This is a genomic window from Bordetella muralis, assembly GCF_965139205.1.
Taxonomy (GTDB): Bacteria; Pseudomonadota; Gammaproteobacteria; order Burkholderiales; family Burkholderiaceae_B; genus Bordetella_A; species Bordetella_A muralis.
On sequence record NZ_CBCSIU010000004.1, the window covers coordinates 24,773 to 42,126 of the forward strand.

At 60.3% G+C, this 17,354-nt stretch carries 15 protein-coding genes; 12 read left to right on the forward strand and 3 right to left on the reverse strand.

Annotation, left to right across the window (positions count from 1 at the left end; translation table 11 throughout):
* Positions 1-513 precede the first annotated feature (513 nt).
* On the reverse strand, positions 514-1,413 hold the full coding sequence (locus tag ACNA0I_RS08540) for a LysR family transcriptional regulator (protein ID WP_415805657.1): 900 nt from the start codon (positions 1,411-1,413) through the stop codon (positions 514-516).
* Between the two features lie 180 nt (positions 1,414-1,593).
* Between ACNA0I_RS08540 and ggt the strand changes: the two genes are divergently transcribed.
* Entirely contained in the window at positions 1,594-3,351 is a 1,758-nt protein-coding gene (gene ggt / locus ACNA0I_RS08545) for a gamma-glutamyltransferase (RefSeq protein ID WP_415805658.1), read from the forward strand.
* A 70-nt stretch (positions 3,352-3,421) separates the two neighbouring features.
* Here the strand turns inward: ggt and ACNA0I_RS08550 are convergent, their stop codons facing one another.
* Both ACNA0I_RS08550 and denD read right to left on the reverse strand, forming a co-directional pair.
* Entirely contained in the window at positions 3,422-5,209 is a 1,788-nt protein-coding gene (locus tag ACNA0I_RS08550; RefSeq protein ID WP_415805659.1) for an IlvD/Edd family dehydratase, read from the reverse strand.
* Positions 5,210-5,221: 12 nt separating this feature from the next.
* Entirely contained in the window at positions 5,222-6,208 is a 987-nt protein-coding gene (gene denD, locus ACNA0I_RS08555; RefSeq protein WP_415805660.1) for a D-erythronate dehydrogenase, read from the reverse strand.
* A 174-nt stretch (positions 6,209-6,382) separates the two neighbouring features.
* Between denD and ACNA0I_RS08560 the strand changes: the two genes are divergently transcribed.
* From ACNA0I_RS08560 to dctP, 11 genes are all read left to right on the forward strand, one after another.
* Positions 6,383-7,822: an FAD-binding oxidoreductase gene (locus ACNA0I_RS08560; RefSeq protein WP_415805661.1), complete on the forward strand. Its 1,440-nt coding sequence runs from the start codon at positions 6,383-6,385 to the stop codon at positions 7,820-7,822.
* A gap of 30 nt (positions 7,823-7,852) precedes the next feature.
* Positions 7,853-8,605: a FadR/GntR family transcriptional regulator gene (locus ACNA0I_RS08565; RefSeq protein ID WP_415805662.1), complete on the forward strand. Its 753-nt coding sequence runs from the start codon at positions 7,853-7,855 to the stop codon at positions 8,603-8,605.
* 84 nt (positions 8,606-8,689) lie between these two features.
* The gene (locus ACNA0I_RS08570) at positions 8,690-9,913 is read left to right on the forward strand and encodes a fumarylacetoacetate hydrolase family protein (protein ID WP_415805663.1); all 1,224 of its coding nucleotides are present in this window, start codon (positions 8,690-8,692) and stop codon (positions 9,911-9,913) included.
* A gap of 102 nt (positions 9,914-10,015) precedes the next feature.
* Positions 10,016-10,540, forward strand: a complete 525-nt coding sequence (locus ACNA0I_RS08575; RefSeq protein ID WP_415805664.1) for a TRAP transporter small permease — start codon at positions 10,016-10,018, stop codon at positions 10,538-10,540.
* The gene (locus ACNA0I_RS08580) at positions 10,540-11,817 is read left to right on the forward strand and encodes a TRAP transporter large permease subunit (RefSeq protein ID WP_415805665.1); all 1,278 of its coding nucleotides are present in this window, start codon (positions 10,540-10,542) and stop codon (positions 11,815-11,817) included. Before ACNA0I_RS08575 ends, ACNA0I_RS08580 begins: the two co-directional genes overlap by 1 nt.
* A 142-nt stretch (positions 11,818-11,959) precedes the next feature.
* Positions 11,960-12,982: a TRAP transporter substrate-binding protein gene (locus tag ACNA0I_RS08585; protein WP_415805666.1), complete on the forward strand. Its 1,023-nt coding sequence runs from the start codon at positions 11,960-11,962 to the stop codon at positions 12,980-12,982.
* A gap of 170 nt (positions 12,983-13,152) precedes the next feature.
* Positions 13,153-13,962 carry an SDR family oxidoreductase gene (locus ACNA0I_RS08590; RefSeq protein ID WP_415805667.1) on the forward strand — a complete coding sequence of 270 codons (810 nt, stop codon included), beginning with the start codon at positions 13,153-13,155 and terminating at the stop codon, positions 13,960-13,962.
* Between the two features lie 61 nt (positions 13,963-14,023).
* Entirely contained in the window at positions 14,024-14,662 is a 639-nt protein-coding gene (locus tag ACNA0I_RS08595) for a bifunctional 4-hydroxy-2-oxoglutarate aldolase/2-dehydro-3-deoxy-phosphogluconate aldolase (RefSeq protein WP_415805668.1), read from the forward strand.
* The gene (locus ACNA0I_RS08600; RefSeq protein ID WP_415805669.1) at positions 14,649-15,587 is read left to right on the forward strand and encodes a sugar kinase; all 939 of its coding nucleotides are present in this window, start codon (positions 14,649-14,651) and stop codon (positions 15,585-15,587) included. The genes ACNA0I_RS08595 and ACNA0I_RS08600 overlap by 14 nt, the downstream gene beginning before the upstream one ends.
* Before the next feature lie 167 nt (positions 15,588-15,754).
* Positions 15,755-16,258: a MaoC family dehydratase gene (locus tag ACNA0I_RS08605; protein ID WP_415805800.1), complete on the forward strand. Its 504-nt coding sequence runs from the start codon at positions 15,755-15,757 to the stop codon at positions 16,256-16,258.
* 106 nt (positions 16,259-16,364) lie between these two features.
* Positions 16,365-17,354 (forward strand): TRAP transporter substrate-binding protein DctP, encoded by a 990-nt coding sequence (gene dctP, locus ACNA0I_RS08610; RefSeq protein ID WP_415805670.1) that lies wholly within the window; start codon positions 16,365-16,367, stop codon positions 17,352-17,354.

The window sequence follows — 17,354 nt, forward strand, 5'->3', positions numbered from 1 at the left end:
AATTCAAGCTCATGACATCGCCGGCACGGTTGTCTTGCTTGGCATTTTTCTGCAGCCGCGTTGGCAAGGAGGAAGGTCTTGCAGGGCTGCCATTTTCGGGTGCCCTGCACCCCCGAAAATGGCGATCAGTCCGGGCATGCGGCGGGGTGGCGTGGTGCCTGGTTGGAAGATCTGCTTGGCTAGAGTCGATGCATGCGACGATGATGTATGGAACGTATGATGAGATGTAGAGCGTCATGACGCATAGAACGATGGTACGTAGAACGTCACTACGCGTAGGACATCGGGATATGCAGAGCGAGCGAAGAGGCGTCGCCCATCGTTGGATATCGCGAAATCGTGGTGCGAACAATCTCCTGCTGATCGATAAGAAACCGTCGCTCGAGAGATCTTCTGTTCATCCCCGATGCCACGGTCACTGCCCCGCTTCGACGTCCAATAGCACTCGATACCCCACCCCTGGACCGCAACAACAACGGCACTGGCAGCAATGCTCCACCACGCGATCCGCCTTTATGGATGCGATGGATCGGCCTGCGACAGTGCCTCGCAGGCCTCGCGCAGCTGTTCGATGAATTCGCGGTGCAGGTTGGACAAAGGATCCTGCGTGCGCGTCAGAATGCTGAGAGGCACTTTCAGCGGCGGGTCCAGCCGGCGTACCACCATGCCGGGACGCAGCATGGCTCGCACGGTGATGGCATCGACGATGGCCTCGCCACAACCTGCCTCGGCCAGGGCGCAGGCCACATAGTGAGTTTGCACCTGAATCGCCACGTCGGGATTCAGGCCTTGTGCGTCCAAGGCCATTTGCAATAGCGTGCCTGAGGCATCGCGAGAGTCCAGCACAATCAAGGTGTCGTCGACCAGATCGGACAGACGCGTCGTTTTGCCGCCGTTCGATTTGCGGCCCAGATGCACCAATTCGGTATGGCCCAGCGGCGCGCGGGTCAGGCCCGCGTAGTCCTGCATGTCGAATGTCACGGCCAGATCGAGTTCGCGGCTCAACAGCCCCTGGACCAGTTCGGCGCTGTGATAGGTATGAATGTCGAACGTGATACCCGGCTGTTTATCGCGGCTGGCACGCACCACTTGCGGCAGCAGGCCCAGTCCCAAAGCGGGCGCGCACCCCAGGCGGATGTGGCCGTGCGGGCGCTCCCGCAGACTCGCCGCCAGTCTGCGTACGCTATTGAGGTCTTGATTGAGCCGGGTGACCTCCGGGCTCAGGATCTCGGCCTCGCGTGTGGCGACCAGCCGGCCCTTGACGCGCTCGAATAGCTTGAATCCCAATTGCATCTCGGCATGCGCGAGCAGTTTGCTGGCTGCCGGCTGAGAAATGTGCAGCGCCGCGGCCGCCTCGGTCAAAGAACCGGTGCGGCGTATAGCCTCGAAAATTTCGATGTGTCGAAGGCGCATGGCAAAGGGGAGAGCGAAAACGCCCCATTCTATTGCGATAATGTGCCCGAAGGGGCGCGTGCGCCGGTGTTGTGACTCGATGTGGTGGTTCGGTGATGCTTTGATTAAAACGCCCCGGAGCGATCGCCGCGCATTCCAAGTGACACGCTTGCCGCAACTATGGGCTGGGGAGAGACCTTGATGTCGATCAGAAAAAGCATCCTGGCGGTATGCATCGCCGCCTTGTCGAGCACTGCCGTGGCGCAGGTTGCCGTTGATACCCACGAAAATCTGAACCCCGAGATCGCCTCCGGCTACACGACGCGGCAGGCCGTCACCGCCCAGGACCTGATGGTGGCGACGGCCAATCCGCTGGCGACCCAGGCAGGGTATCGCATCCTGCAAGCAGGCGGCAGCGCCGTCGATGCGGCCATCGCAGCCCAGTTGGTACTGGGTCTGACCGAGCCGCAATCCTCGGGCATCGGCGGGGGCGGTTTTCTGGTGCACTATGCCGCCGCGAATCGGCAATTGCGCGTCTACGATAGCCGGGAAACTGCGCCTGCGGCCGCGCGTCCCGATCGTTTCCTGCGCGACGGCAAACCACTGCCGTTTGCCCAAGCCGTCAACAATGGCCGATCCGTCGGGACGCCCGGTCTGCTGCGTGGCCTGGAGCTCGCACATCGGCAACAGGGAAAATTGCCATGGCGTTCGCTATTCCAACCCGCCATTGAGCTGGCGACGCAAGGTTTCGCTGTCTCTCCCCGATTGCATGCGCAGATCAGCGAGTCGCGTGACGCACTGGCCGCTCAGCCGGCCGCAGCCCGCTATTTCCTGGATGCGGAGGGAAAGCCCTGGCCTGTCGGGCATGTGTTGAAGAATCCCGACTATGCCGCCGTCCTGAGCCGTGTCGCCGACAAAGGGCCCGATACGTTCTATCACGGCGATATCGCGCGCGACATCGTAGCGGCGGTTCGCGGTCATGCGAGTCCGGGCGATCTGAGCGTGGCAGACCTGGCGGGCTATCGTGCGCGAGTGCGCGATGCGGTGTGCGGCGACTATCGGGAATATCGTTTGTGTGGTGCGCCGCCGCCCAGCAGCGGGCCATTGGCGGTGTTGCAGATGCTGGGCATTTTGCAGCATTTCCCCATGAATCAGTTGGGGCCGAACAGCGTGCAGGCCGTGCATTATTTCGCCGAAGCGGGCCGCCTGGCCTATGCCGATCGAGGGTTCTATGTCGGCGACCCGGAATTTGTGCGGGTGCCTGTGCAGGCCATGTTGAATCCGGCGTATCTGGCACAACGCGCCACGCTGATTCATCTCGATCGCAGCATGGGAACCGCATTGCCGGGCGATCCTGCGAAACTCCTATCGCAGCGCGCACAGGATGATGCTCTGGAGCTGCCATCCACCACCCACGTGGTGGTCGTGGATGCCCAGGGTAACGTGCTGTCGATGACCAATACCATAGAGTCCGCGTTCGGCAGCAAGATCTTTGTCAGAGGCTTTCTGTTGAACAATGAACTGACCGATTTCTCGATGTCGTTTCAAGACCCCGAGGGCCGACCTGTGGCCAATCGTGTGCAGCCCGGCAAACGGCCGCGCAGCTCCATGGCGCCGATGATCGTGTTTCGCGATGGCCAGCCATATATGGCAGTAGGATCGCCAGGCGGCAGTGCCATCATCAACTACGTGGCCAAGACCTTGGTCGGTGTGTTGGATTGGAATCTCGATATCCAACAAGCGATCGCACTGCCCAACATGGGCAGCCGCAATCAGGCAACCGAGCTGGAGCAGGGAACCGCGTTGGCAGAAATGGCGCCGCTGCTGCGAGCCAAGGGGCATGAGGTCAAGGTGACGGAGTTTCCCAGTGGTATCCAGGGGATCGTGATGGACCGCGGCGTCTTGACCGGCGGCGCCGATCCCCGGCGTGAGGGGTTGGTGCTGGGCGGGAAAAATTGATGCTGAAGTACGGGCGCCTTTTAAGCCGGTATTGCCCCAGGCAGGCACCGCAGCGCCCGTATTCGCTTCATCAATGATTGTGGCGTGGCATGCGCTGTGCGATTTTCCGGAATTGCAATGCGTCTTCCAGCACAGCTCCCTCTGCCAATGAGCCGACCCCGCGGCGATAAATCATCTGCCAGGGCGTGGCGTCTGGCGGCACAGCCGGGATGCCGTCGGTTTGTTTACGGCGGGCGATTTCGGCATTATCCACCAGGGCATCACAGAGCCCCCGGTTCAAATCGATGCGTATCTTGTCACCCGTGCGCAGCCACGATAGCCCGCCGCCGGCCGCGCTTTCGGGCGATGCATTCAGAATGGATGGGCTGTCGGCCGTGCCCGATTGACGTCCATCGCCCAGGGTCGGCAGGCTTGAGATTCCTGCACGCAACAGAGCGTCTGGCGGTTGCATATTGACGACCTCGGCAGAGCCTGGCCAGCCGATGGGACCGGCTCCCCGGATCACCAGGATGCAGCGTTCATCGATATTCAGCGCCGGGTCGTTGATACGGCGGTGATAATCCTCGGACCCGTCGAATACAACCGCACGGCATTCAAAAATGCCTTCGCTGCCGGGCTCGTTCAAATAGCGTTGTCTGAATTCTTCCGAGATCACGCTGGTTTTCATGATCGCGAAATCAAACAGATTGCCCTTGAGCACCATGAATCCAGCGCGTTCTTTCAATGGCGTGGCATATGGATAGATGACTTCACGATCCGTGCTTTCGCGGCCTTGCAGGTTCTCACGCACGGTCTTGCCCGTGACAGTGGGGCAATCTCCGTCCAGTTTGCCTTGCTGCAGCAATTCCCACATGACGGCGGGCACGCCGCCTGCACGATGAAAGCGCTCGCTTAGGTATTTGCCGGCAGGCTGCACGTTGGCCAGTAGCGGCAGGTCGTAACCCTCGCGTTGCCAGTCGTCCAGCGGCAGTTCCACACCCGCATGGCGCGCCATGGCCATCAAGTGCGGTTGCGCATTGGTAGAGCCGCCCAGGGCGGTATTCACCCGAATGGCATTCAAAAAGGCGGCGCGCGTCATGATGTCAGAGGGTTTGATGTCGTCCAGCACCAGCTCCACCGCCCGGCGGCCCGTGCGATAGGCCATCTGGCCGCGTTCGCGATAGGCGGCCGGAATCGCCGCACAGCCGGTCAACGACATGCCCAGCGCTTCGGCCATGGCGTTCATGGTCGAGGCCGTGCCCATGGTGTTGCAATGACCCACCGAGGGGGCAGAGTCCAATGCGGCCTGCATGAATTCTTCTTCGTTGATTTGTCCGGCTGCGAGCTTGCGGCGCGAGCGCCAGATGACTGTGCCGGAGCCGACCAATTCATTCTCGTGCCAGCCGTCCAGCATGGGGCCGCCGGACAGCACGATAGCGGGAATGTCGACTGTGGACGCGGCCATCAAGGCAGAGGGTGTGCTCTTGTCGCAACCGGTCATGAGCACCACGCCATCAATGGGATAGCCGTACAGGATTTCCACCAGGCCCAGATAGGCCAGGTTGCGATCGAGTGCGGCGGTGGGGCGCTTGCAGTTCTCGAACAAGGGATGCGTAGGGAACTCGATAGGGATGCCGCCCGCATCGCGCACGCCATCACGCACGCGTTTGACCAGTTCCACATGCACGCGATTGCAGGGCACCAGATCACTGCCGCTTTGCGCAATGCCGATGATGGGTTTGCCGGAGCGCAGTTCTTCTGGAGTGATGCCGTAATTCATGAAGCGCTCCAGATACAGCGCCGTCATGTCGATGTGATCGGGGTTGTCGAACCAGTCCAGTGAACGCAGCCGTTTGACGGGTTTTTTACTGTTGTCCATGTCTACTCCGGGTTAGCCCAGCTTGCCGCCGAGTTCGTCTTCGATATGCGCGCGAATGATCTCGTCGAACGACGATTCCGCCGTAAAGCCCAGTTCACGTGCCCGCGTGGCGGTAAACCCGGGGGCCCAGCCTTGGACCATTTGCGTGATCATGGCGTCGGGCTCGCGCCGAATCAGGGCGACGGCCTTGTCACCGGCTGTGCGGCGCAATGCCTCGATCTGTTCGCCGACGGTGGCGCTGACACCAGGCATGTTCAGATTGCGCCGCGGCCCCACACCTTGCAAGTCCAGCGTGGCGGCATGGCGCAGGAATCCCACGGCCGAACGCGGCGACGCGTGCCAATGCCGCACATCCTCGGGAACGGGCAGCACCGCCTCCTGGCCTACCAGGGGCTCGCGCAGGATGCTGGAAAAAAAGCCCGATGCCGCTTTGTTGGGCTTGCCCGGGCGTACGCACAGAGTCGGCAGACGTATCCCTATCCCATCGAAAAAGCCGCGTCGCGTGTAGTCCGACAGCAGCAGTTCGCTGATGGCTTTTTGCGTGCCATAGCTCGTCAACGGCGTATGGTGAAAATCGTCGGGAATGGGGTAGGGCAACGGTGCGCCATAGACGGCGATCGACGAGGCGAACACGACGCGTGGTTTATAACCATCGGCCGTAGATTGCGAACGGATGGCATCAAACAGGTAGCGGGTGCCGTCCAGATTGATGCGGTAGCCCTTGTCGAAATCCAGTTCGGCTTCGCCCGACACGATCGCAGCCAGGTGCACGATCAGGTCGGGCCGGGCGGCGACGAGGGTCTCGGCCTTGCCCGGCTCGGATAAATCCGCTGCCTCGCAATCAACCTGTCCTCGAAATTTCGCAGGCGCCTCGGGCGGCACCACATCCCATAACGTCAGCCGGTCTACGTTCTGCGTGCCCAGCACCGGGTCACGCGTCAACGATTCCGTCAATTTCCGGCCGACCATCCCGGCCGCGCCAATGATGGCGATATGCATTGCAGTCTCCTCCGGGCATCCCAGGGCCCGATACGATATTTTTGTTGAGAGCTAGGGTTGATCTCTAGTAGGCATAACCTGCACTTCCAGGTAATCTGATGACCTATTATAGGGTTGTCTGACAGGCTGACTACTGGTAAAAACCAGTCCAACGAAAAAAATCTGGAGACTCGCATGACATCGTCGGCTATTGCCCGTGTCGCTGATTTGCAGACCGCCTTGGTGCACAGGCTGGGGGCTGCGTCGGTGATTACCGATCCCACGGATCAGGCGCGCTATTGCCGCGACTGGCATGGCGATGTGACCTCGGGGGCGGTCGCCGTATTGCGCCCCGATTCGACACAGGCGGTGGCAGAGGCGGTGCGCGCATGTGCTGAGCTAGGCTTGGCCGTCGTCCCGCAAGGGGGCAATACGGGCCTGGTGCTGGGCGCCACGCCCGACGATCCACAGAATCAGGTCGTGTTGACCCTGGAACGCATGAACCGGGTGCGCAGCATGGACCCGGGCGATTTTTCTGCGGTAGTCGAGGCGGGCTGTATCCTGCAACAGATCCAGGAGGCCGCCGAGGATGCCGATATGTTCCTGGGCCTGTCGCTGGGCGCGGAGGGCAGTTGCCAGATTGGCGGCAATATCAGTACGAATGCCGGCGGCATCAACGTATTGCGTTATGGCATGGCGCGCGAACAGGTATTGGGGCTGGAGGTAGTGCTGCCCGACGGCACGATCCTGGACGCGTTGGGAACCTTGCGCAAAGACAATCGCGGCATCGACATCAAGCAATTATTCATCGGCGCCGAAGGCATCCTGGGTGTGGTCACCGCGGTGTCGTTGAAACTGCACCCGCGTCCCGAGCAGGTCGAGACCGCCTTGTTGGGCGTGGACTCACTGCACACTGCGATTGCGTTGTACCGCCGCGCACGGCGCGATTGCTGCGATCTGATGACCGCTTTCGAGTTCATGCCGCCATCGGCCTTCATGCTGGCGCGCGAGGCGATTCCCAGCCTGACGCTGCCGATCGCGATGGACCATCCCGGTTATGTGCTGATGGAGCTCTCGGGTTCGGGCCTGGTCGATATGCGCGCCTTGCTGGACCACTTTCTGGAAAACGTCATGGCCGATGAGTTGGTGCGTGATGGGGTGGTGGCGGCCTCTCGGGCGCAGGCTGCCAATCTTTGGAAATTCCGCGAAGCCATGAACGAGGGTCAGGCGCAGCGCGGCGCGCATTTGCGTACCGATGTGTCGGTGTCGCTGTCGCAATTGTCGAGTTTCGTAGAGCAGGCAGAGACGCGGCTGCGAGCTGAGTTTCCCGATTGCCTGACGCTGTCATATGGTCACGTGGGTGATGGCAACGTTCATATCAATGTGATCCCGCCGGCTTCGGCGGATGCCGTCGAGCGCGATCGCGTGATTCACGATGCCAAGGACTGCATCAATGCGGTGATTGATGAGTTTCGCGGCAGTATCAGTGCCGAACATGGCATTGGCCGCTTGAAACGCCCCGAATTCGAAGCGCGTATCAGCGACCCGCGCCGCCAGCTGTTGACGGCTATCAAGCGGGCGATTGATCCGGACGGCAGGCTGAATCCCAATTGCCAGATACGCAGCGATGCATGATGTGCGCTGACACGAAAACGCAGGAACACAATGGTTAATTTCGGACAGATCCAGCGCTTGGAGCATTTGCCTGCCAAAGTCGCTGCCACCATAGGACAGGAGATCTCGTCGGGCCGCCTCAAGGCCGGCGAGAAACTGCCTACGGAGCACGAGCTGGCCAAGACGTTTGGCGTGAGCCGGTCGGTCGTGCGCGAGGCTATCGCGCAATTGCGGAATGAGGGCCTGCTCGATACGCGCCAAGGCGTCGGAGCCTTTGTGCTGGAGCCGCAGCGCCGGCCGGTCATTCGCATTGACAGTACCGACTTGTCTAACCCCGAGAGCTTTCGCAGTCTCTTTCAGCTGCGTGTGCCTTTAGAGGTCGAGGCTGCAGGACTGGCTGCCTTGCATCACACAGCCGACGAACTGGGACGCCTGGATGAGGCGCTCGACATCATGCGCGGCATGGATACGCGCTGGACATCCGAAGGCGTTGCTGCGGATCTGGAGTTTCATTGCGCTCTGGCCGACGCTACGCATAACGAGTACTACGCAATGTTCGTAGGATTCATCGGCGAAAAAATCACCAACACGATTGCGGTGGCGCGTGCGCGCGCCGAGCTGGAACAGATTGTGCAGATCACCGTTGCCGAGCATACCGCGATACGCGATGCCATCGCGTCGCGCGACATGATGCAGGCGCGTGCCGCTATGCGAGCCCATATTCTGGGGGCGGCCGCGCGTCTGGACCTGCATTTGGAAACCCCTACCGGCGATCGCCTCAGAGATCGTGGTGCAGTGACCTGATATCGAGGCAGAACGAGCCGCTCGCAATAGATTCATTTCTAACGACAACCGTATTCGCGCGACATGCGCGACCAGGAGACCAGAATGACCGCGCCCAGCGCATCCTCAGGCACCATCCCCGAACGAAGCGACGCCGCAGCCCAACGTGCGCGGCTGACCGCCGCGGATATTTTGCCCCGCGACGTCGACCAGGCCCGTCTGGTCGGCCGCGTCTGGTCTAAAAAAATGGGCGGCCCATGTCCTGTGTTTTTGCGCCAAGGACAGCTCCATGACGTCAGCAGTGTGGCATGCACACTGTCCGCGTTGCTCGAGCGTTCTGACCTGCTGACGCAGTTTGATCAGAACCAGGATTTGCCTGTGTTGGGAAGCGTGCAGGATTTTCTGGATGGTTCAGCGGGCGAATTGCTGGCGCCACTGGATCTGCAAGCGGTGAAGGCTGCAGGCGTCACGTTTGCCGATAGCATGCTGGAGCGCGTGATCGAAGAGCAAGCCAAAGGCGATCCTTCTCAGGCTCAGGCGATTCGCGCCAAACTGGCACCCGTGCTGGGCGATAACCTGCGCGGGCTCGTGGCAGGTTCAGAACAGGCACAACAGGTCAAGGCGCTGCTGCAGGATATGGGCCTGTGGTCGCAGTACCTCGAGGTCGGCATCGGCCCGGACGCAGAGATCTTTACCAAGGCGCAGCCCATGTCCTCCGTGGGCTGCGGTGCGACGATCGGCATCCATCCCGGATCGCATTGGAACAATCCCGAGCCCGAAGTCGTGCTGGCGATCACCTCGGACGGCCGTATCGTCGGCGCGACGCTGGGCAACGATGTCAATTTGCGTGACTTCGAGGGACGGTCGGCCTTGCTGTTGAGCAAGGCCAAGGATAACAACGCTTCGTGCGCGATCGGCCCCTTTATTCGTCTGCTGGATGACGATTTCACGCTGGCATCCCTGGGCCAATTGGAAGTGTCGCTGGATGTGCAAGGGCCCGACGGTTTTCGCATGCAAGGCATCAGCGCCATGTCGGCAATCAGCCGCTCGCCGCGCAATCTGGCCGATCAGTTGTTGAATCGTTGCCATCAATATCCCGACGGCGCGGTGTTGTTCCTGGGCACCATGTTTGCGCCGACCAAAGATCGACGCGGCGAGGGGCAGGGCTTTACGCATGAGGTGGGTGATCGCGTCAGTATTTCGACGCCTGCGTTGGGACAACTGGTCAACTGGGTCGATACGTCCGACGCATGTCCGGAGTGGACGTTTGGCGTGGGTGCATTGATGCGCAACCTGGCAGAACGAGGATTGTTGGCACCCAAGGCATAGAAAGCCCGGCGGGCCGAGACCCGCCACAGCATTGCTCTGCATGAGGACTAATAACGTATCGCGCACGCCGGAGGGCACAGCGCGATCACCAAGGAGACAGGTATGCAACGAGTCACTGAACTGTTTTACAAATTTCTGGGCCTCATTATGGTCCTGTTGCTGGCCGCCATGGTGGTCATGGTATTTGGCAACGTGCTGCTGCGTTACGGATTCAATTCCGGCATCGTGGTGTCCGAGGAATTGTCGCGCTACTGCTTTGTCTGGCTGACCTTTGTGGGAGCCGTGCTGACCTTTCGCGAGCATTCGCATATGGGCATCGAAAGCCTGGTGCAGCGTTTCGGACGGCGCGGCCGCCTGACCTGCATGGCGTTGAGCAACATCATCATCATGGGCAGTTCCGCGATCTTTTTTTGGGGCGCGGTCATGCAGTTCGATATCAACGCCACGATGTTCGCGCCGGTCACGGGGCTGTCTCTGGCCTGGGTCTATGGCATCGGGCTGTTCACTGGCGCTGCATGCTTTTTGATCTCGGCATTGAGATTGATACAGGTATTGATAGGCAGGATCAGCGACGAAGAAATTGCTCGCTTCGTCGGTGAAGACGGCCAGATTGCGGAGGTGGTCTGATGACGTTGCTGATCTTTGTAGGTTCGCTGCTAGGTGCCATGGCAGTAGGCGTGCCGATCGCCTTTGCCTTGATTTTCTGCGGTATCGCGTTGATGTGGCACATGGATATGTTCAATGCGCAGATCGTCGCGCAGAACATGGTCACGGGCGCGGACACGTTTACCCTGCTGGCGATTCCCTTTTTCCTGCTGGCGGGCGAGTTGATGAATGCCGGCGGCCTGTCGCGCCGCATCATTGATTTTGCATTGGCCTGCGTGGGTCACATCAAAGGCGGCCTGGGCATCGTTGCCATTCTGGCTGCGGTCATCATGGCCAGCTTGTCGGGGTCGGCTGCAGCCGATACGGCAGCGTTGGCGTCCATCCTCATCCCCATGATGCGCGAGGCCGGCTACAACGTTCCTCGTTCCGCTGGCTTGATGGCGTCGGGAGGCATTATTGCTCCCGTGATTCCGCCGTCGATGGCGTTCATCGTGTTCGGCGTGGCTGCCAATGTGTCGATTTCCAAATTGTTCATGGCCGGCATTGCGCCGGGGCTCATGATGGGGTTGACGCTGGTGGGTATGTGGCTGTGGCTGGTACGCAAATCCGACATCAAACCCTTGCCCAAGCAAAGTATGAAACAACGCTTGCAGGCGACGGGGCGCGGCGCATGGGCGCTGGGCATGCCAGTGATCATTCTGGGCGGCATCCGGATGGGTGTTGTCACGCCGACCGAGGCTGCCGTGGTGGCGGCCGTCTATGCCTGGTTCGTGGGCACATTCGTCTACCGCGAACTGAAGTTTTCCCATCTGTACGACGTATTCCTGAAGTCGGGCAAGACCACGGCCGTGGTGATGTTCCTGGTGGCCGCCGCCATGGTATCGGCCTGGTTGATTACCGCGGCGGACATCCCGGGGGAGGTCACGGCGCTGATCGAACCCTTGATAGACCAGCCCAAGTTGCTCATGTTCGTGATCATGCTGCTGGTAATGGTTGTCGGTACCGCGTTGGACCTGACGCCCACGATCTTGATCATGACGCCGGTGCTGATGCCTATTGTGAAACTCGCCGGCATCGATCCCGTGTATTTCGGCGTCATGTTCATCATGAACAACTGCATCGGTTTGTTGACGCCGCCGGTTGGAGTGGTGCTGAACGTGGTCAGCGGTGTGGCGCGCGTCCCCTTGGGGCGTGTGGTGTGGGGAGTGATGCCGTTCCTGCTGGCGTATTCAGTGTTGCTCGTGTTGTTCGTGATTTTCCCGGAACTGATCACCGTGCCCATGCATTGGTTGTTCTAGATTCCTGATGTTGAGTTCGCCGTGACGACACGTTGCGGCCAGACGTACGAAGCGAGCAACAAGACTCGCCGCTTTACCCAAGTCCAACGTTTATTGACTGATATCGAAAGACAAAATCTGCCGATCAGATGAGGAGATCTACATGAAGAAACTAGTCATAGCCGCCGCCATCGCCGCTCTGGGTGCCGCTACCGCGTTGCCTGCATCCGCCGCGGGCGACTTCAAGTCGCGCAACATTCGCCTGTCCAATGGATTGGCCCAAGAGCACCCGGTCGGTAACGGCGTCAAAGTCTTTAATGAGTGCCTGCAGGAGAAATCCGGCGGAAAAATGAAGATCACCGCATACTGGAGCAGCTCGCTGGGCGACGATATGCAGGCTACGCAAGCGCTGCGCTCAGGCACCCAAGAGGCCGTGATCACCTCGTCCTCGCCGTTGGTGGGCCTGGTGCCCGCATTGGGCGTGTTCGATCTGCCGTTCCTGTTCAGCAACGAACAAGAGGCCGACGCCGTCATGGATGGCGAGTTCGGAAAATTCATCAATGAAAAACTCGACGCGGCGGGCGTGGTCAACCTGGCCTACTGGGAAAATGGCTTTCGCAATCTGAGCAACTCCAAACATCCCGTGAGCAAATGGGAAGACTTTGGCGACCTCAAGCTGCGTGTCATGCAGAACAATATCTTCCTCGACACGTTCCGCACCATGGGCGCCAATGCGACCCCGATGGCGTTCGGCGAGATTTTCTCCGCCTTGGAAACGCGTGCTATTGATGGCCAGGAAAATCCCTTTGTGACCATCGATACCTCGAAATTCTATGAGGTGCAGAAATACATCTCTGTGACCAATCACGCGTATACGCCGTTCCTGGTCTTGTTCTCCAAGCCGATCTGGAGCCGCTATTCCGATGACGAGAAGGCCGCATTGCGTGAATGCGCCGTGCTGGGCGGCAAAGAGGAACGCAAAGTCATCCGCACCATGAACGGCGAGTCCCTGGCCAAAATCAAAAAGGCTGGCCTCGAGGTCAACAACGTCAGCCCCGAAGAGCAGAAACGCATGCGCGACAAAGTCCAATCGGTGTACGAGCAGCACAAAGCCACCATTGGTGCCGACGTCGTGGACCGCGTTCAGAAAGAGCTCGCAGCTTTGCGCGCAAAGAGCGGTTCTTGATCCCTCGCAGGCTGCGCCGTGCTCACAGAGCCGGCCAGCCTGATGCATGGCCCGTGCAAGACCATGTATGAGAATCATCTCGTCATCAACGTGGAACGTCCCGATGCCTGAAGCAGCATGATGACAAGACATCTAACGGAAAATGGCGATAAGGATTACAGGGAAGCCCCATGGCACAGCATGTAAACCAACCGGCAACGCCCTCATCGGCAACCGCCTCGTCCCTGTTTGACCTGTCCGGCCGGCGTGTCCTCGTCACGGGCTCCAGCCAGGGGCTCGGTTACGCGTTGGCGCGTGGGTTGGCTCAGCACGGCGCCACCGTCATCATGAATGCGCGCAACGCAGCGCGCCTGAACGAGGCAGTACAGCGTTTGCGCGGTGAAGGCTTGTCCGCTCACGCATTGCCATTCGACGTCACCGATCCCGCCGCCGCACAAACCGGCATCAACGGGGCCGAATCCGAATTTGGCCCCATCGACATCCTGGTCAACAACGCCGGCATGCAACATCGCGGCCCATTGGAGCAATTCCCTGTAGACCAATGGGATGCCCTGATGCGCACCAACATCAGCAGCATCTTCTACGTCAGCAAACCTGCGGCCACTCACATGATCGCGCGCGGCCGCGGCAAAATCATCAACATCGCCTCCGTACAGAGCGAATTGGCCCGCCCTGGCATCGCCCCGTACACCGCCACCAAAGGTGCTGTACGCAACCTCACGCGCGGCATGGCGACCGACTGGGCGCGTCACGGCCTGCAAATCAACGCCATCGCTCCGGGCTATTTCCGCACCGAACTCACTCAGGCCCTGGTAGACAACCCCGATTTCACCCAGTGGCTCAGCCAACGTACCCCCGCCGGCCGCTGGGGCAATCCCGAAGAGCTCGTCGGCGCTGCCGTATTCCTGGCCAGCGACGCCTCCTCTTTCGTCAACGGCCACACCCTCTACGTAGACGGCGGCATGACCGCCAGCGTATAAAACAAGTTGAAGACGCGGAGTCACCGTCCTCCGTGAACAGAACATCCCCAGGACAATCCCCATGCCAACCCCTCTGCTAAACGCATTGATCCAGACCCGCGTGGTCCCCGTCCTCCGTTACACCGACGCCGAGCAAGCCCTCTACGCCGCAGACATCGCCATCCGTGCAGGCTTCGAAGCCATCGAGTTGACCTGGACCATTCCCGACGTCCTGAACGTCCTGCAAACCCTGCGCCAGCAACACGGCAGTGCCGTCCTGCTAGGTGTAGGCACCTTGATGGACGCCGCTCAGGCAAACGCCGTACTCAAGGCCGGCGCCGATTTCCTCGTCTCCCCTGGGTTAGCCACCGACATGATCCCGCCCGCCCACGAGGCCGGCAAACTATGCCTCGTAGGCGCCTTCACCCCCAGCGAAGTCATGACCGCGAACCGGGCCAACGCCGACGTCGTGAAAATCTTTCCCGCCGACACCGGCGGCCCCGCTCATCTAGCCGCCCTGCGAGCCGTGTTCCCTGACACCGTGTTCTGCCCTACGGGCGGCATATCGACAAACAACATGCACGACTATTTCCGCGCAGGCGCCAACTTCGTCGGTATAGGGTCCTCTCTCTACGACAAAAAAGCCTTTGCCGCCCGCGACACCGACAGCCTCTTGGCGGCGGTGCGCCAGACCCGGGAGGCCGCCCATGGCCGCGCATGATTTCGATGTGGTGGGCCTGGGCGAGGCCTTGATCGAATTCAACCAGACCGTGCCGGGCGAGCCCATGTACCGCCAAGGCATCGGCGGCGACACCTCGAACGTCATCATCGCCGCAGCGCGCGCAGGCGCTCGCACCGCCTATCTGGGCCGCTACGGCGGCAACGACGATTTCGGCGAATTGCTGCTGCAAACCTGGCGCAACGAGGGTGTCGACGTGTCCGGCATGATATGTGACGAACAGGCCAACAACGGCCTGTATTTCGTGCAGCATGCGGCGGACGGCCATCGCTTCAGCTATGCACGCCACGAGTCGGCTGCCGCGCGCATGCGGCCCGCGGACTTGCAGCATGGACTGGTCGAACGGTCGCGCTATCTGCACGTATCCGGTATCAGCCTGGCCATCAGCACCACCGCCTGCGATACCGTGTTCGCCGCCATGGAACGCGCCCGCAACGCCGGGACGCGCTCGTGCCTGGACGCCAACCTGCGCGCCCGCCTGTGGCCGATGTCACGCGCTCGCGCCATCCTGCGCGAAGCCATCGCGCAGTGCGACGTGTTTCTCCCAGGTCTGGACGATATGGCGTTGATGACCGGCATGGACCAGCCGGATGCGATCCTGGACTGGATTCGCGCCGTCAACGACCACGCCATCGTCGTACTGAAGATGGGCAGCAAGGGCGTGATCCTGGACGACAAGCTCACTCGCACGCCCATTGCGCCGCGCAGCGTGAAAGCCGTCGACGCCACCGGGGCGGGCGATTGCTTCGCAGGTAATTTATTGGCGCGCGCCTGCGCCGGTGACGATTGGTTGCAGGCCTGCTATTACGCCAACGCGGCCGCAGGTTTGTCCACGACCGGATATGGGGCGGTCGATCCCTTGCCTAGACCTGAGCAGGTCAGGGCATTTCTGAATGCGGCAAATTAACATCGCCCGCTAACAGTCCCTCGGCCAAGAGCGCTGGCATCGCATGTGTGCGATGCCAGCGTTTTTTTTGCCTGTGTTGCATCGCACGACAAAAAGTCGTTGACACGTTCTTGCGCTTGGAGGACTATTTGTCCAGACAAACTAACAAATTGAACAAAGGAGGCAGCATGGAGGTAGTGGAAACCGGTCCTCAGCGGTATCGCTTCAGCTTTGGACGCTATCTGGAGGAATTCGAATTAGGCGCTGTGTACGAGCATCGGCCCGGCCGCACCTTGACCGATGCCGATAACATTCAGTTTTCGCTGTTGACGATGAATTTTCATCCCATGCATTGCGACGCGGCGTTTGCTGCGCAAAGCGAGTTTGGCCGTTTGCTGGTCAACAGTGGCTTGACGGTGGCGATGGTGCTGGGCATGACCGTAGCGGATGTCAGCGGTAAGGCGATCGCCAATCTGGGTTGGAAAGAGATCAATCTGACCGCTCCCGTTTTCGCCGGCGATACCTTGTATGCCGAATCGGAAGTACTGGAGCTGCGTGAGTCGCGCAGCCGGCCGACACAGGGCATCGTGACGACCCGGACGCGGGCCTATAACCAGAACGGCGTCGAAGTCATGAACTTCATCCGATCCTGCCTGGTACCCAAACGCGGCCACGCCGTCGGCGACAAGTAACGCCGGCATTTCACTTTCAGCTGTTTGATGAGCCTGCGTGGCTCAAGGGTTCTCTACGTCTGGAGAGAACCGTGGCATTGCAGTACTCACTTCAGGAGATATTGCTATGTTTTATCCGTTTTTCCGCCGGCTTGCGGTGCTATGCGCGTTGGCCATCCCAATGAGCGCCGGTGCGGTCGAGATGGTGCTGACTTCCGAAGTCGCGGCTTCGCACTGGAAAACGCAATACATGAATGAATTTGCCAAGGACGTTGCGAAACGCACCAACGGCGAAGTTCAAGTCAAGGTCTTTCCCGCCTCGCAGTTGTACAACGATCAGGACGGGGTAGCGGCATTGGGCACCGGTGCCGTGCACATGGTATGGCCGGTATCTGTGCGGCTCGAGACATTGGATGCGGGTCTGGGTTATCTGAATCTGCCGTTCGGCCTGTCTGATGAAAAAATGGAAAACGCCTGCTTTGCCAGCGGCCTGACCGATCTGATATCCGAACGATTGAAATCCAGGCAATTGCAGGTGTTGGGCCTGTTGCGCACCGCAGATCTGTTTTTCATCTTTCGTGACCGGGACGTGAAGTCGCTCGCTGATATGCAGGGAGCCAAACTGCGCGTGACGGGGGGCCGCATTTTCCTGGACATGGTGCGTGGTTTTGGTGCCAGCCCGATTTCCATGGCCGCATCGGAAATGAGTTCGGCGCTTGCGCAGGGCGCGATCGACGGCGTGTTGACGTCACCGGCGGGGTGGGCCGAGATGATCGGCAAAACGGGCAAGTACGCATTCCATGTTCCGGGCATGTCGTTGGCCACCTATGCCATCGTGGTGGACCGGGGATGGATGGAGACGCTTTCGGCATCGCAACGTCAAGCCATTGTGGACAGCTTGAACAGCATCATTCCGCGTCAATGGAAAGAAGCTCGTGCAGATGACGCGAGACTCGTGAAGAAAATGCAGGACGAGGGATCGGTCTATCGCGTGGCCGACGAGGCTGCCAGCGCGGAATGGAAAACCCGTGCCGAGGCCGCCAGAAAGGTCTACACCGACAAATACCCCGAGGTCGTCAAACAGGTCGACGAGCTGGCCAAGCGTTGCGGGGTCTGA

Bases quoted from the DNA above. Each gene is read 5' to 3' on its own strand.
- ACNA0I_RS08590 (WP_415805667.1), top strand. From the start codon at position 13,153: ATGGCACAGCATGTAAACCAACCGGCAACGCCCTCATCGGCAACCGCC.
- ACNA0I_RS08540 (WP_415805657.1), bottom strand. From the start codon at position 1,413: ATGCGCCTTCGACACATCGAAATTTTCGAGGCTATACGCCGCACCGGT.
- ACNA0I_RS08550 (WP_415805659.1), bottom strand. From the start codon at position 5,209: ATGGACAACAGTAAAAAACCCGTCAAACGGCTGCGTTCACTGGACTGG.
- ACNA0I_RS08585 (WP_415805666.1), top strand. From the start codon at position 11,960: ATGAAGAAACTAGTCATAGCCGCCGCCATCGCCGCTCTGGGTGCCGCT.
- ACNA0I_RS08600 (WP_415805669.1), top strand. From the start codon at position 14,649: ATGGCCGCGCATGATTTCGATGTGGTGGGCCTGGGCGAGGCCTTGATC.
- ACNA0I_RS08575 (WP_415805664.1), top strand. From the start codon at position 10,016: ATGCAACGAGTCACTGAACTGTTTTACAAATTTCTGGGCCTCATTATG.
- dctP (WP_415805670.1), top strand. From the start codon at position 16,365: ATGTTTTATCCGTTTTTCCGCCGGCTTGCGGTGCTATGCGCGTTGGCC.
- ggt (WP_415805658.1), top strand. From the start codon at position 1,594: ATGTCGATCAGAAAAAGCATCCTGGCGGTATGCATCGCCGCCTTGTCG.
- denD (WP_415805660.1), bottom strand. From the start codon at position 6,208: ATGCATATCGCCATCATTGGCGCGGCCGGGATGGTCGGCCGGAAATTG.
- ACNA0I_RS08605 (WP_415805800.1), top strand. From the start codon at position 15,755: ATGGAGGTAGTGGAAACCGGTCCTCAGCGGTATCGCTTCAGCTTTGGA.
- ACNA0I_RS08570 (WP_415805663.1), top strand. From the start codon at position 8,690: ATGACCGCGCCCAGCGCATCCTCAGGCACCATCCCCGAACGAAGCGAC.
- ACNA0I_RS08565 (WP_415805662.1), top strand. From the start codon at position 7,853: ATGGTTAATTTCGGACAGATCCAGCGCTTGGAGCATTTGCCTGCCAAA.
- ACNA0I_RS08580 (WP_415805665.1), top strand. From the start codon at position 10,540: ATGACGTTGCTGATCTTTGTAGGTTCGCTGCTAGGTGCCATGGCAGTA.
- ACNA0I_RS08560 (WP_415805661.1), top strand. From the start codon at position 6,383: ATGACATCGTCGGCTATTGCCCGTGTCGCTGATTTGCAGACCGCCTTG.
- ACNA0I_RS08595 (WP_415805668.1), top strand. From the start codon at position 14,024: ATGCCAACCCCTCTGCTAAACGCATTGATCCAGACCCGCGTGGTCCCC.